The sequence below is a fragment of the Companilactobacillus suantsaicola genome (genome assembly GCF_004745525.1).
Taxonomy (GTDB): Bacteria; Bacillota; Bacilli; order Lactobacillales; family Lactobacillaceae; genus Companilactobacillus; species Companilactobacillus suantsaicola.
Window position 1 is genome coordinate 1 of sequence record NZ_RKLY01000003.1, and the last position, 15,479, is coordinate 15,479.

Consider the following 15,479-nt stretch of genomic DNA (forward strand, 5'->3'; position numbering starts at 1 on the left):
AACTTTTACAATATCCGGCTTTTCGTCCATTAAAAATACCTCACCATTTATTTTGATGAGGTAATCATATCGCTTATTGTGGACCGAGAGAATACGGTCGGTTATTTACTGCTTACGTTCATTTTATATATTCAATTATATTTTATTTTAATGAAAATAGTTACAATAATAGTGTGAACAAAAAAGACCTCCTATTCGGGGGTCTTTTTTGTTTTAGCTTTCGTAAGAGAGAATTCATTACTTTCGAATTTCTTTTTAAACTTACTATACATATCAATTACATTAGGATAATCCAAAGTTTCAGATGTTATATTGCTGATTATTTTACTGATATAATTCATTGATGGTTTTGCCAAGATAAGAATATTATTTTGAACAAAATTGTTAAATATCTCTGGATCTTTCATTGGTTCATATAACTCAATCAATGAATTATATTTACCAATAATTACTTGATTTTCTTTTTCGGATTCATCATATTTTTGACTATAACCATATACAAAAGCTATTTGAAATAAAATATGTTTTCCATCTTTATTCACTAGAAGATTGATATTAAATTGAGCATTATTATTTAGTTTATCAATGTCATTAAAATTTACGTCTGAAAGGACAGGGTCATTCAATGAGTTTACTATATTTTTAGTTACATTTTGTGGACCACTAAATAGAAATTCCTGCTTAGTGTTTACTAACTTAACATATTCCTTTTTCATAATGTACCTATTTTCTAAAATTTATTAAATCATAGATACTTTTAAAACATAGTTAGCAGCATAATTTTTTTCTACTTCACTTTTTGTGAAAACAGCCTCTATTGAATTTCTTGCCGCGTTTGTCTTATTGTGCTTAACAGGGGTAAAGCCATTTTTAGAAGAATTTAAATTTTTATTTAACATTGATGTCTTATCATCATTTAACCAAAGTGAAAAAGAAAGAAATTTATTATTTATTTTCTTTAAATTTTCTAAATATTCTTGTAGATTTTTTACTGTGTAATTATTGGTTCCACTTTCAATTTTAATATAGTCTAGGGTTTTTATTTTTAAATATTTAGCTGCGTCTTTTTGACTCAGATTATTTGAAACTCTAAATGATAAAAACTTATTTCCAATTTCATTTTTATCAGATTCCATAAATTTCACGAGTTGATGATAATTAGAATTGTTCTGGTATCTTTTCCTAAATTCTTGATTAAAATCGTATTTCAATGACATCATCTCCTTGTCCTAAATATTCTTCTCTATTTTTTTTGAGCTTGAGATGCCTTTCGCTATTAATTCACTTTCAGACGCAAAATTATTCAATTTATCTAATATGTTATCGTGTCCTATTGTTTCTATGCGTTTAGTAAGGCCAAAAGTCAAAATAGATTGTTCTTTAAATAAAAAGAATAAAATTCTGGGATAGATATCCCCACCGTCAAGTCGTATCTCGTAAATAGAATTGTGTCTTACCAATTTCTTTATTATTGTTAAAGAAACTAATTTTCCATTTAATGGATTTTCAAATTGCTCTGTTATTTCTCTAAGAATATTTCCAGTAGAATTACTAGATATTAGTTCATTATTATCATTAATATCTAAGTTGGATAAAATGATTTGAACTTTTTGTAAGAATAACCGGTATCCTATATCTATATCAAATAATTTGTATATGTATTTAATTGCAATATCAGAACTATAATCTTCATTAAAACATTTTAAGATGAATTTACTCTCTTGTTTAATCATTACAATCCTACCAGTCATATTATACTGAGATTCTACACTATATATAAATAATCTTGCAATCGTTTTTGACAAAAAAATAGGGCCTCTGAATAAGAGACCTTATTTTTTTACAATCAATAATGTATTTAGTACGTCAATTGAATTTCCTGGTTTGCAATCAGTGGTAACTTCTTGCCTAAGAACAATACTTCAGTGTCTTTGTCGGTCATTACGATAAAGGTGTTATTGGTTACGCGGATATTGTAATTGACGTTTCTGAAGTTCATCTTGAAGGCTACTTCTTCCCATTGTTTTGGCATATGAGGATTGATTTCGAGCATTTCGCCACGGTAATCAACACCGGCAAAATAAGATGTTACTACATTTAATGTTGCACCCATGACGCCGAGATGAATTCCTTCAGCAGTAGTTCCACCTTGGATGTCGACGTAGTCACTAGTTAAGGCTTCATAGAATAGTTGCCAAGCAGTTTTTTCGTCGTGTACTTTTAGACAAAGCATTGAGTAGACGATTCTAGAAAGAGTTGATCCATGGGTAGTTCTGGCTAGATAGTATTTAATATTGTCAGTAATGAACTTATTTGGATCGGCAATTGGATAACCTAAATCAGCCATGATTTGTAAGAAGGTTGCTTCTCTCAAATTGAACAAGGCCATTAAAGTATCGGCTTGTTTGGAGACTTGATACTTGTCAGGTGAGTCATGATGAGCTTTTAGGATGCGATCCATTCTAGAAATGTTGCCATATTTTTGACGATATTTGTCAAAATCAATTTCTGCTAAGTCGAAGTAATTTTCAAATTGACCGAGGATATCGCCTTTAAAATCTAATTTTAGATTGTGTCTGATTTTGTCTAGTGAAGCGACGTCTGTTTCGGTGAAGTTGGTTCGTTTGAAATTATCTTCAATCACTTGAGCGGGTTCTTGTTTGATCAATTCAGTCAATTTCTTGAAGAACCAACTGGTCATGATATTGGTATAAGCATTATTTTTTAAACCTTGATTTTTCTTATCATTAGGATAATCTTCGTGGAATTCGTCTGGCCCCATTACATTTGAAATGGTGTATTTACCATTTTTCAAAGTTGTCATACTGATCCAAAATTGCGCAATCCGAAAGAGCATTTCTAAGCCATATTGGCTCATGAATTCTTCGTCTTTAGTAGCATTATAATAATTCAAAATATTATAAGCGATGGCTAAGGAAACGTGGCGTTGTTTTCTAGAGTTGTCGGGGTCCCAAGTGTTGGTGATGGGATTGAGATGGACTTCTTGAGATTGCTCATCGCCATACATCCCACTTTGCCAAGGGAACATTGCTCCTTTGTGTCCACTGTCGGCGGCATACTTCATAGCAGCATTCAAACGGTTGTAACGATACATCAGAAGATTCTTGACCAATTTTGGCGAGTGAAGTAGGTAATAATCCATGTCGAATAACTCGTCCCAGAAAATGTGACCACGATAGCCTTCGCCAGTTAAACCCCGAGAACCGACAGAAGCGTCAAGATATTGGTTGGCCTTGTTTTGAGCTGCGATGGTCATGTTGTAACTGTTTAGGTGTAACAATTTTTGCGCTGTGATGTCTCCAGAAACGACGACACTTTCATTTTGCCAAATTTGTTGCCAGTCTTTAGCAATAGTTGCTTTAGCGACTTCGAAGGAAACAAATTTGTGATTTTTAGCCGCTACTAGGACGTTTTGCTTTGTTTCTAAAGAAGTGTAGATCGTTACGGCTTTTTCCAGTGTATAGGTCTGATTGATCTTAGCTGCAAATTCAAGGTATTGACTGGCAATTTCTTGACTATTTTTGGCATAGTAAATTGGATTGTCGATGTCAAGGTAGGAGATGTCCGTTTTGATGCCGATTTGAATTTGCGACTGATTCGTATGGGTTGCAACAAGTACGGCTTTGTCGTTGTTTTCGATCTTGTCGACTACGAGATGCTTCTTAGCTAAATTACGGTATCTCTCGACATTTTCGTTAGTAACTGAAGCATCTGTTTGAGTTAGGAGAGTAATTTTTCCTGAGAAGTTTAGTGGTGTGATGGAATATTGCAAGTAATAATCGTGGAAATTTTTTAAGTCGGCAATTTTCTTTTCGATGATACGCAATTTTTTTCCATCAGGTAGTTTGATAACCATGGTGATAGTCAGTAAACCGTGTTTCATGTCGAGTGATCGGATTGATTCCGCAATTAAGTTTTCGTCGATTTGGAAGAATTCTCCATCGTTAATTTTGAAGGTGATGTATTGTGAGTTAGGTAGATTGACTAAGTCTTCGTTGATGACGTTGCGGCCATTGATAGGGGTGGATAATTGGTTGAAGACACCGGCAACATAAGTAGCGGGATAGTTATCTTGATTGTACTTGGCTTCTAAATATGTGCCACGTAATCCTAAAAAGCCATTGCCAATTGTCTGCATGGATTCTTGACCATATTGGCGCTTTTGGTGGTCGATTCCTAGATGGTCGAGGTGCCAGCCAGCATATTTAGTTCTTTCATTGGCAGCAAGGGGAAGGTTGGAATTTTTTACGTCTTTGAGATTAACGACAGGGATGTGGAATATATTTTCTAAATCATTGGTACAGTCAACTTCTGTTCGATTAAATTCGATTAAATTTTTATTTAGTAAACTTTCGTGAGTGTCTGTAAGTACCAGGACATCGATTGGTACAGAAATAGTTTTTGCAAAATTTTGAAGATTTTCTTTCAGTTCTAGTTCAGAATTAAGTGGATAATTTTGTTCGTCAATTGAATTTACATCGGTCGAATAGGCGATTTTATTTGCCGTAAATTTCAGATATAAGGGTTTCATAAATAATTCCTCCATAAACTAAACATCTATTTATTTGTTTAAACATGTTCATACGTTATGTATTATACACCCTCTTAATACTTGAATAGTGCGAATTTGATAATAAAAAATGTTCAAAATTGATGTTTATACATGATGTATTGTATTATAGTGATAAATGAAGATGCGATCGGTTACAAAAATATCAAGGAGGTGCGTTTTTATGAAGAAAGTAGTTAAGATGTTGGCTCCAATCGACGGGTCAGCAATTCCAATTACTGATGTTCATGATCCAATGTTTTCTGAAAAAGCAATGGGCGAAGGCTTTGGTGTGATTCCCAACAATCAAGAAGTAGTGGCTCCAGTGTCTGGGAAAATCATGTTGGTAGCTTCAACTAAACATGCTATCGGCTTTAAGACTGAAGAAGGACTCGAAGTTTTACTACACATGGGTGTGGATACAGTTGAACTGAACGGCACACCTTTTGAATTGTTTGTTAAAGAAGGCGACAATGTCAAAGCTGGTCAAAAAGTTGCCACGATGGACATTGATGCTGTTAAAAAAGCAAATAAGGTGACTGATGTTATCGTAGCCATCACGAATACTGATAAGATGGTTAAAGAAATTAACGTAACTAAAGGCGACATCAAAGCCGGTCAAGACGTGGCTGAGATTGGCTTATTGTTACCAGAGGAATTAGAGGCCAAACCGAGCAAGAAAGTTGACTATAACCAACTCGGTCAAGCTATCGTTAAAAATGTTGGTGGCGTAAGCAACGTCGAAAATGTTATCCATTGTATTACTAGAGTCCGTTTCTATTTGAAAGACGAAAGTAAAGCTAATGATGACGTGATCAAGAATCTGCAGGGAGTTCTCGATGTTGCTAAAGCTGGTGGTCAATATCAAGTTGTCATTGGACCAGCGGTAGAAGATGTTTATGATGCAGTAGTAAAGGCTTTAGGACCAGGCTTTGGAGGTTCTTCAGAAGTGAAGACTCAAAAGGCTGTGGCCCCAAAAGGTCTTTGGCCAAAAGCGAAATTCTATTTCAGTGCTTTAATTGGTGTTATCACTGCCAGCATGATGCCGGTAATTGGTTTGTTGGCAGCTTCCGGTATTTTGAAAGGTTTACTAGCTTTAATAGTTTCTGCCAAATGGATTTCCACAACTAGTTCGACTTACATGATTATTAACGCGATGGGTGATTCAGTCTTTTATTTCTTACCAATTTTAGTCGGCTTTACAGCTGCGAAAAGATTAGGTGCTAATCAGATCATCATGGGTGTGATTGGTGGGGTACTAGCTTATCCAACCTTAGTTTCAGTTGCTACTAAGACTTCTAGTACTGCGATGAATATCAACGGTGATTTCTTCGGCATTCCGATTCATATTGCAAATTACACGTATTCAATTTTTCCAATGATTGCCGCTGCTTGGCTAGCATCAAAAATTGAACCTTGGTTAAAGAAACATATTGTGACATCATTGAGAATGATTCTCAGTCCTTTATTGGAAGTATTTATTGTCAGTGCCATTATTATTGTGGTAGTTGGACCAATCATTACGTTATTGAGTTCTTACTTAGCTAATGGAATTGTCGCTCTATTGAAATTCAGTCCGGCAATTTCTGGTTTGATTATCGGTGGATTGTATCAATGCTTAGTAATCTTTGGACTTCACTGGGCAGTTATTCCAGTCGTAGCCAGTCAAATTGCAACTACTGGACATTCAGCTTTGAACGCTATTGTTTCCGCAACTATGGTCGCTCAGGGTGCCGCTGCTTTAGCAGTTTTCTTCAAGACAAAGAAGAATATTGAAATGAAACAAATTGCCGGTGCTGCTGCACTTTCAGCCTTTGCGGGAGTCACAGAACCAGCAATGTACGGTATCAATTTGAAATACGGTCGTATTTTCTGGACTGCCAACATAGGTAGTGCAGTGGGTGGTCTGTTGACTGGACTCTTGCACGTTGACATGTGGGGCTTTGCCGGTTCATTGATCGGTTTTGCTTCATTTATCAATCCTCAAGGAATCGATTCAAGCTTTACTGGTTACTTAATAGCTTCTGTAGCAACGATTGTCGTTGCCTTCATCTGTACTTATCTCTTCGGATTTAAGGAAGATGATCTAAAGGCAAGTCACGCTGTAGAAAAAGTTAGATTAGGTAGTAGAGAACCCGTAGAAGCTAACTAAAACGGTTTTAATTTAAAAAAGAAGCTATCCTAATGATTTTTCTCATCAGGGTAGCTTCTTTTAGATTTTACATAGTTTATTGATAAAGAGAAATTTATAGAATATTTTTACAATTTTTGGAATTAGAATTATACTAATTTTATTAAAGATAATTAAGGAAGATAAATAATGAATGAAGTCAAAATAAGACAGGCTCGACCAGAGGATTTGGAAGATTTCTGGCAATTAGCCTTTAGTGATCCCAATGCCGCTTGGACAAAATTAAATGGACCATATTTTCACGATGATTTACCAAGTAAGGAAGAATTTCTGAATAAGTTAGCAGATAAGGTTTGGTTGAATAATCAAAATCATTTGCTAATTACTTATAATGAAAAAATTGTTGGTTCAGTCGGAGCAGGTTTTAAAGATGGTGATTTGGCTAAATGGCTTGATATGGGAATTACCATTTATGATCCAGAAATGTGGGATAAACATATTGGTGGACAAGCTCTAAAACTTTTTATTACCTATTTATTTAAAACGTATGATATTCCTCATTTAGGATTGACCACATGGTCAGGAAATCCCCGAATGATGCATCTTGCAACCAAAATAGGCTTGAAACAAGAGGCATGTATTCGAAAAGTTAGATTCTATGAAGGAAAATATTATGATTCTGTTCAGTATGGCATTTTGAGAGAAGAGTGGGGCAGATGATTTATGAAAATTTGAATGAAATGTTAAAATAAAAAATGAATTCACTGTGGATTTCTTGACAACAAACTGGATGAAAGTATAATGAATTTAAAGATGAGCGGTAGTATCTCTACGGAGACTATTGCGATTAATTCCTTCATTATTTTGTGTAATGGGGGAATTTTTTTGTCTAATTCAAAGGATTTTAAAAATCTAAACGATCAAATTTCAATACTTAGCAATAGAGGTTTGCGTATTAATGATTATGAAAAGTGTAAGCAGTATCTTTTAACGAATAATTATTACAACATTATTAATGGTTATAGTAAATTTTTTCAAAAAAATGATAATGATATATATATATAGATAATGTCACTTTCGATGAGGTATGTGATTTATACTTATTTGATAATGAAATCAAACAAACCATATTTAGAGCCATACTGAATGTAGAACATCATTTGAAATCAATCTTTGCGTATAGATTTGCTGAGGCGTATCCAAACAAATGTTATTCGTATTTGGATATAAATTGCTATTCTTCTGATAAAGCTTTAGATGTGGGTTACATTATTTCTAAACTATCGATGATCATCAATAAGCATAAAAGATATCCCAACAATGCAATTAATCATTATGTAAAGAAATATAATGATGTTCCTATTTGGGTGATTATTGACTTTTTAGATTTTGGCGAATTGGTGAGCTTAATAAATTGTGTTCCGCGTAGTTTACAGAATAAAATTGCTAAGGACTTGGTAAGTTTTATTAAAGATAATGTTCCAGACTTTAACAAGCAGTTCACTCCTGAAACAATGATTTCTCTGATAAAGAATATTAGAGAAACTAGAAATGTTTGTGCCCATAATAATCGTTTGCTTGATTTTCGATGTCGTTCGGATTCGATTTTTTTCCCTGCTATACATGGTTCAAGCGGAATCCACAAGGATGAAATGAGAAGGGAACTTTATTCAACATTTGTTAGTATGCAATGTTTTTTAAGCAAAACGGAATTTGCAATATTAAATAATACTTTGAGAAAAAAATTCCGACATTTAGCAAATAAGATAAAATCCATTGATATAAACAATATCCTGGATTCTTTAGGGTTTCCTCATGATTGGTATCAGAAAGAAAAAATTCTTCAGTTTTAGTGTTGAGGATGTTTTAAATATTTATGAAAAAGGTAAATCTATTATTCGTATATGAATTGGTGATCTTAGGCGTGATTTATTTTGCATTGATCACGTTTAATGTGATGATCAAAAACTTCAATGTCAAATTGATTCTAGGAGGTTTGATAATCTTATATCTAGGTTAATTGTGGTATTTTAAGCATAAAAAAATGGTTAAGGAGTAATCCTTAGCCATTTTTATTTATCTAAACGTGTGTCATTGATAGTTGCTCGAATTTCTTGGAAGACGTCAGTTGTTTGCAAGTCGTCAGTCATTGCAGTTAAAACAAATAAGGTATCGATTAATGAAATTTGTGCAATGATGGCATGAAGCGCTTCGTCTTGATAATTAGTTTCTTCTGAGATTGAAAGTAGGGTAACATCAACAATCTTTGTTAGTGAAGAATTACCATAACTAGTGATACCGATAGTCGCAATGTTTTTTTCTTTCAATTTTTGAGCAATTCGTAAGGCATCTTTGTTCTCACCACTATGGGAAATAATGACCGCACAACTGTTGGCTTTTAAAGTCGTTGCCATCATTAATTGCATATGATAATCGTTAGCAAACAATGGTGTTTTATCAGAACGCAAGAATTTATGATAACCATCTAAAGCCACAATCGCTGAAGCCCCTAAGCCGAAGAAAGCAATTGAAGTCTTTTGAGTGATGATTTCCAGGGCATTTTCTAATTGTTTTTGACTAATTGTATCTATCGTTGCATTTAGAGCTGATATATTAGAAGTGAAAATCTTTTTCGCCATATCCTTCAGATTATCGGAAGGATTGATTTCTTGAAAAAGATTATTAGCTTCTTTTTTTTCGTTGGTTGACGTTAATAAATTGATTTTTAATTCTTGGAAATTGTTAAAACCTAGTTTCTTTGCGAACCTTGAAATGGAAGAAATCGAGGAGTTAGTTTCCTTTGCCAAATCAGTAATTGTCAAGGCAGAACTAGTTTGGGGATGTTTTAAAAGATAATCTGCAATATCTTTAGATGTTCCATTTAAGTTGTCGTAATACGACTTGATCAACATATTAATATTCTTTTGCATAGGCTTTACCTCACAATAATAAAATAACACAATCTGAATTGTCTGAAAAGATTTTTCTAAAATAATATTGATTTTTAAAAATAATTTTCATATAATGTAGTCGATAAATGAAAACGCTTTTACAAAAAGGAGATTTTACACATGGATCTAGCAATGATTGGTTTAGGAAAAATGGGTATCAATTTAGTTGAGAACTTACTTAGAAATGAAAATCATGTGGTAGCTTTTGATTTGAACGATGATGCCGAAAAAGCGGCGGCTAAACTTGGCGCTAAGACGGTCGACAGTTTGGAAGAAGCAGTGATTGCTTTAAAGAAACCTCGGATTATTTGGGTAATGTTGCCTGCTGGTAAACCTACTAATGAAACAATTAATAAATTGAGTCAACTTTTGGATAGTGATGATATTGTGATCGATGGTGGAAATTCATTTTATGAAGATTCACTCAAACACAATCAAATCCTGACAGGAGAAGGAATTAAGTTCTTTGACTGTGGAACTTCCGGTGGCAAGAGCGGTGCTAATCATGATGGCAACTTCATGATCGGTGGAGATGACTACGAAACTTTCAAATATATCGAACCAATTTTTAAAGGTATTGCGATGAAAGATGGTTACCTATATACAGGAAAAGCTGGTAGCGGTCACTACTTGAAGATGGTTCACAACGGAATTGAATACGGAATGATGGAAGCAATTGCGGAAGGATTCGACGTTTTGGAACACAGCCAATTCAATTACGACAATGAAGCAGTTGCCAAAGTTTGGAGCAATGGTTCCGTAATTCGCGGTTGGCTGATGGAATTAGCTCAAGATGCCTTTTCAAAAGATAAGAATTTGGAACACATCAAAGGAGTCATGCATTCATCCGGTGAAGGTAAGTGGACCCTTGATGAAGCCTTGAAGTTGCAAGTTCCAACTCCAGTAATCGGCATGTCCTTGATGATGCGTTATCGTTCATTAGAGACTGATACTTTTACAGGAAAAGTAGTCTCCGCTTTGCGTAACGAATTCGGTGGTCACGCAGTCGATAAGAAGTAACGATATATCAAGATGTCTAAAAAAATTTGGTAAAATATGCAATAATGTTAATTGTCTAGAAAAAGTTTACAAGGAGTTTAATTATGGAATATATGATTGGCGTTGATATTGGAACAACTAGTACCAAGAGTGTCTTGTACGACATGAAAGGTAAAGTTATTGCATACGCTAATAGCGGTTATCAATTGTATCAAGATGTACCAGATATGGCTGAAGAAGATCCTGATGATATTTTTGATGCAGTGATTGAAGTTTTAGGTCAAGTTATTCGTAAAGGTAAAGTTAAAAAAGGTGAGTTAAAGGGTGTTTCCTTCTCATCCGCGATGCACAGTTTGATTTTGATGGATCAAGATGATCAACCATTGACTCGAGCTATCACTTGGGCTGACAATCGTGCCGCTAAGTATAGTGAAGAATTAAAAGAAAATGGTGTCGGTGCAGAAATCTACGCCAAAACCGGGACGCCAATTCATCCCATGGCTCCTTTATCAAAGATTCTTTGGATCAAGAATGAAAAACCTGAACTGTTCAAACAAACGAAAAAGTTCATTGATTTGAAATCTTACGTTTTCTTCCGTTTATTTGGCAGCTATAAGATGGAATATTCGATTGCTTCAGCAACAGGGATGTTCAATATCTTTAAATTAAAATGGGACAAACAAGCTTTAGATTTGTTGGGCATTACTGAAGCGCAATTGCCGGAATTAGTCGAACCAACTGATTACATTACGGGTTTGAATCCTAAATATGGTGAAATCTTAGGAATCTCAGAAGATATTCCATTTGTGTTCGGAGCTAGTGATGGAGTTCTTTCCAATTTAGGTGTTGATGCGATTGATCCTGGAGTGGTTGCTGTAACAATTGGAACTTCTGGAGCCGTTCGAGTAGTTGTCGACAAACCAGTAGTTGATCCGAATGGAAATCTGTTTTGTTATGCTTTGACGAAAGATAAATGGGTCGTTGGTGGACCAGTTAACAATGGTGGAATTGTCTTTCGTTGGGTCAAAGACCAGTTATTTGCTCCTGAAAAAATCACTGCGGAACAAATGCAAGTTTCAACGTATGACATTTTGACGCAAATTGCCGAAAAAATTCCGGCAGGTTCTGATGGCTTGCTCTTCCATCCATATCTTGGTGGAGAACGGGCACCTATCTGGGATGCTTATGCCAGAGGTTCATTCTTCGGATTAACTCGTAAGCATACTAGAGCTCATATGGTTCGAGCTGCTCTGGAAGGAATTGTCTATAACTTGTACATTGTGATGTTGATGATCGAAGGTGTTGCCGGCAAACCAAAGAGTATCCAAGCCACAGGAGGATTTGCCCGTTCAGCACTTTGGAGACAAATGTTAGCCGATATTTTTGAACAAGATGTGACGATTCCTGAGAGTTTTGAAAGTTCATGTCTAGGTGCAGCAGTTCTAGGAATGTATGCTCTAGGATATGTTGATGATCTTTCGGCAGTTAAAGGAATGGTCGGTGTAACTGATGTCCACAAACCTAATGAAGCAAACTTTGAGGTTTATCGTGAGCTACTACCAATCTGGATTCGACTATCAAAAGTTTTGGAACCAGAATATAAGAGTATTGCTGAATTCCAGAAAAAACACATGAAATAAAAAAAGAGTGCGCCAATGACGCACTTTCTTTATCAAGAATTTTGTAAGCGGTAACAAAGAGGAGGAAACTACCATGGCTTTCTTAGTATTAATTTTGGGAGTAGCTTTATTGCTATTTCTAATTATCAAATTAAAATTAAATACCTTTCTTTCATTAATTATCACTTCTATAGTAGTAGGAATTGGTTTAGGAATTCCGATGACTAAAATTGCTACGAGTATCCAAGACGGAATCGGGGGTCAATTAGGAGAATTGTCGATTGTCTTTGGTTTCGGTGCCATGTTAGGACGGTTAGTTGCTGATGCTGGTGGTGCTTATCGAATTTCACATACTTTGATCGAGAAATTCGGTAAAAAGAGATTACAACTAGCAATTGTTTTAGCATCGTTTATTATTGGGATTGCTTTGTTCTTTGAAGTCGGAATGGTCTTATTGATTCCAATAGTTTTTGCCATTGCCGTAGAAGCAGGAGTTTCAATTCTTTATTTGGGAATTCCTATGGCAGCTGCACTGTCGGTTACTCACGGATTTTTACCACCCCATCCAGCGCCAACTGCTATCAGTGCAGTTTTGAATGCTAATGCCGGACACGTTTTGTTATACGGAATCATCGTAGCTATTCCAGCGGTAATTGTAGCTGGACCTATTTATACTAAAATCGCACAAAAATTAGTTCCAGGAGCTTTTAATCGTAAAGGTAATTTAACGGCTCTAGGTCCACAAAAAGAATTTAAGTTAGCTGATACACCAGGATTTGGAATCAGTGTCTTAACTTCACTATTTCCAGTGATCTTAATGGCCATCACAACAATTTATCAATTAGTTTTTAATGGTGGCAAAGTTCCCAAAAATTCAACTTTACTAGATTCGATTATTGCCTTCATCGGAACACCTGCCATTACAATGACTATTTCATTGTTAGTTTCGATGTATACCATGGGCTGGGCTAGACGTTTTAAAACACCAGAAATTATGAAAAGTCTTGAAGAAGCTGTTAAATCAATTGCAATGTTGCTATTAGTAATTGGTGGTGGCGGTGCCTTCAAACAAGTTCTAATCGACGGTGGAGTAGGGGATGCCGTAATGAAGCTGTTCACGGGAGTCAATGTTTCTCCATTATTATTAGGCTGGTTAATTGCCGTTGTTCTAAGAGTTGCTCTAGGTTCAGCGACTGTAGCTTCACTAACAGCAGCCGGTCTAGTATTACCATTGATGACTTCTGCTGGAGTAAATCCAGCTTTGATGGTTTTGGCAATTGGTGCAGGTTCACTAGCTGCTTCACACGTCAATGATGCTGGCTTTTGGATGTTTAAAGAGTACTTTGATTTAACGGTTAAGGAAACATTAATGACTTGGACAGTGCTCGAAACCTTAATTTCCGTGGTTGGAATCATCTGTGTAATGATTTTAAGCGTCTTTATTTAATGATTTTTGTAAGAATAATCTCATATTTTCAGAATAAGTTTTAATTATTTTCAAATTAATAAAATCTAGAATAGCCTTATACCAACGATAGATAGAACATTTGTTTCAGAAGTATTACTAAAATTACATAAAAGTCCACTTTTGTAACTTGACAGACGTTGTCGTGTAATAAATACCTGTTAATATGGCTACATTAGCAAATGAGGGCTAAATAAAAATATTAAGGATGTAATTAATTCATGAAAAAAGTTTTATCTATCGCTTTAGTAAGTGCTACAGCACTAGCAGCTATCACAGCAACATCAAAGACAGCTCAAGCTGCAGTCTCACTCGACAGTAACCATGTTCAAGTTGAAGCAGGAGATACATATAAGAGTATTGCTGCTAACAACGGTGTAACAATCGCTGAACTAGAACAAGCAAACGGCCGCGAAATTGGTGGATTTGACTTGATCTTCCCTGGTGATGTTGTAACAATCCCTGGTGTAACTAATACACAAGCAACACAACAAACACAAACAGATACACAAGTTCAAGAAACAAGCTACCAAGCACCAGCACAAGAAACTACAACTCAAGAAACAACACAAACTCAAAGTGCTAGCCAAGCACAAACAACAACTTCAACAACTGGTACATCACAAGGTTCATTCAAGATTTCTTTCTATGATCCAGCCGTACTAGGTTCAAACATGGGTTACGGCGGTGTTGCTGCTAACCTTTCAGTATTCCCTAAGGGTACAACACTTAAGATCACACTTTCTGACGGTACAGTCTTGATCAGAACAGTTAATGATACAGGTACATTTGCATACAGTAACCCTAGACAACTAGACGTTGCTATGCCAAATAACCAAATCCCTTCATACGGTGTTACAACAGCATCTGTTGAAGTACTTTAATTGAAACAGAGAGTTGCTCTTGTGTAACTCGTTTCAGTTAGAGAGTGGAACAAGGGCGTTCAGCTCTCGAGTATTAAGTTAAATAGGCCCAGGTAATCAAAATGATTACCTGGGCCTATTTTTTTATGACATGAAAGTTCCAATAAAGTAGGTGACGACCATCGTTCCCAAGCCGACCAGAAGATTTCGAAGAATCCCTTTGATCACATTTGAGTTTCCTAAACGACTGCTGACATAACCTGTGAACGTTAAAGCAATAATTACTGAAAACATTGTTCCAGAAACTTTATATGGATAAGGGATAAAAGTAATGGCAATCAGTGGTAGAAGTGAACCGAGAATGAATGAAAAGAATGATGAAAAGGCGGCGTGCCAAGGACTTAAATAGTTTTTAAGTTCAAGATTAAATTTGGCCTTCAAAGTGGAAGTTAAGGAATCAGTTTCCATCAGTTCTGAAGCTACCTCGCTCGATAAGTCGTAGCTTAAACCTTTACTAACGTAATAATTGATCAATTCGTTTTTTTCGCGATTAGGATTAGCTGAAATCATTTGTTCTTGTAATTTAGCTAAGTTCTTTTGTGTATCTCGTTGAGTACTGACAGAGACATATTCGCCACCACCCATAGACAAAGCACCTGCTAACATTCCGGCAAAACCAGCGATAAATAATGTCATTTGGCTCTGTTGAGCACCTGCTACACCGGTTACGATTCCAGCAACAGAGATGATTCCATCGTTGGCTCCTAGAACACCAGCACGAATTACATTTAATCTTTCTGATAAGTGAAGTTTTTCAATTTTACTTGGTACGAGTGAATTCTTTAAATAGTTATTCATGTTTTTCTCCTTTGCTTTTGAGT

The 15,479-nt window shown here is 35.5% G+C and carries 14 protein-coding genes; 8 read left to right on the forward strand and 6 right to left on the reverse strand.

What is annotated here, in order from left to right; translation table 11 throughout:
• Positions 1–191 precede the first annotated feature (191 nt).
• The 4 genes from EGT49_RS01505 to EGT49_RS01520 are packed head-to-tail and all read right to left on the reverse strand — an operon-like array spanning position 192 to position 4,552.
• Positions 192–716 (reverse strand): hypothetical protein, encoded by a 525-nt coding sequence (locus tag EGT49_RS01505; protein WP_135371197.1) that lies wholly within the window; start codon positions 714–716, stop codon positions 192–194.
• A 24-nt stretch (positions 717–740) separates the two neighbouring features.
• Positions 741–1,211: a helix-turn-helix domain-containing protein gene (locus EGT49_RS01510; RefSeq protein ID WP_135371198.1), complete on the reverse strand. Its 471-nt coding sequence runs from the start codon at positions 1,209–1,211 to the stop codon at positions 741–743.
• A gap of 18 nt (positions 1,212–1,229) precedes the next feature.
• Entirely contained in the window at positions 1,230–1,805 is a 576-nt protein-coding gene (locus EGT49_RS01515) for a hypothetical protein (RefSeq protein WP_135371199.1), read from the reverse strand.
• 53 nt (positions 1,806–1,858) lie between these two features.
• A complete protein-coding gene (locus EGT49_RS01520; RefSeq protein WP_135371200.1) occupies positions 1,859–4,552 on the reverse strand; it encodes a glycoside hydrolase family 65 protein in 2,694 nt (897 codons plus the stop codon).
• A gap of 202 nt (positions 4,553–4,754) precedes the next feature.
• Between EGT49_RS01520 and EGT49_RS01525 the strand changes: the two genes are divergently transcribed.
• From EGT49_RS01525 to EGT49_RS12380, 4 genes are all read left to right on the forward strand, one after another.
• On the forward strand, positions 4,755–6,722 hold the full coding sequence (locus tag EGT49_RS01525) for a PTS sugar transporter subunit IIABC (protein WP_135371201.1): 1,968 nt from the start codon (positions 4,755–4,757) through the stop codon (positions 6,720–6,722).
• Between the two features lie 168 nt (positions 6,723–6,890).
• Positions 6,891–7,421: a GNAT family N-acetyltransferase gene (locus EGT49_RS01530; protein ID WP_135371202.1), complete on the forward strand. Its 531-nt coding sequence runs from the start codon at positions 6,891–6,893 to the stop codon at positions 7,419–7,421.
• A gap of 395 nt (positions 7,422–7,816) precedes the next feature.
• Positions 7,817–8,554 carry an Abi family protein gene (locus tag EGT49_RS01535; RefSeq protein ID WP_342772223.1) on the forward strand — a complete coding sequence of 246 codons (738 nt, stop codon included), beginning with the start codon at positions 7,817–7,819 and terminating at the stop codon, positions 8,552–8,554.
• A gap of 23 nt (positions 8,555–8,577) precedes the next feature.
• Positions 8,578–8,721 carry a hypothetical protein gene (locus tag EGT49_RS12380; RefSeq protein ID WP_167849716.1) on the forward strand — a complete coding sequence of 48 codons (144 nt, stop codon included), beginning with the start codon at positions 8,578–8,580 and terminating at the stop codon, positions 8,719–8,721.
• A 52-nt stretch (positions 8,722–8,773) separates the two neighbouring features.
• Here EGT49_RS12380 and EGT49_RS01540 read toward each other — a convergent pair whose 3' ends face one another.
• Complete coding sequence (locus tag EGT49_RS01540; RefSeq protein WP_135371203.1) at positions 8,774–9,631, reverse strand: MurR/RpiR family transcriptional regulator; 858 nt, start codon at positions 9,629–9,631, stop codon at positions 8,774–8,776.
• A 141-nt stretch (positions 9,632–9,772) separates the two neighbouring features.
• Here EGT49_RS01540 and gnd point away from each other — a divergent pair, with 141 nt between their 5' ends.
• The 4 genes from gnd (at position 9,773) to EGT49_RS01560 (ending at position 14,619) form a co-directional block, all read left to right on the forward strand.
• On the forward strand, positions 9,773–10,672 hold the full coding sequence (gnd, locus tag EGT49_RS01545; protein WP_135371204.1) for a phosphogluconate dehydrogenase (NAD(+)-dependent, decarboxylating): 900 nt from the start codon (positions 9,773–9,775) through the stop codon (positions 10,670–10,672).
• An 83-nt stretch (positions 10,673–10,755) separates the two neighbouring features.
• The gene (gene gntK / locus EGT49_RS01550) at positions 10,756–12,291 is read left to right on the forward strand and encodes a gluconokinase (protein ID WP_135371205.1); all 1,536 of its coding nucleotides are present in this window, start codon (positions 10,756–10,758) and stop codon (positions 12,289–12,291) included.
• Positions 12,292–12,364: 73 nt separating this feature from the next.
• Complete coding sequence (locus EGT49_RS01555) at positions 12,365–13,717, forward strand: gluconate:H+ symporter (RefSeq protein ID WP_135371206.1); 1,353 nt, start codon at positions 12,365–12,367, stop codon at positions 13,715–13,717.
• A gap of 239 nt (positions 13,718–13,956) precedes the next feature.
• Complete coding sequence (locus tag EGT49_RS01560; protein ID WP_135371207.1) at positions 13,957–14,619, forward strand: DPBB and LysM peptidoglycan-binding domain-containing protein; 663 nt, start codon at positions 13,957–13,959, stop codon at positions 14,617–14,619.
• 123 nt (positions 14,620–14,742) lie between these two features.
• Here the strand turns inward: EGT49_RS01560 and EGT49_RS01565 are convergent, their stop codons facing one another.
• A complete protein-coding gene (locus EGT49_RS01565; protein WP_135371208.1) occupies positions 14,743–15,456 on the reverse strand; it encodes a VIT1/CCC1 transporter family protein in 714 nt (237 codons plus the stop codon).
• Positions 15,457–15,479: the final 23 nt, after the last annotated feature.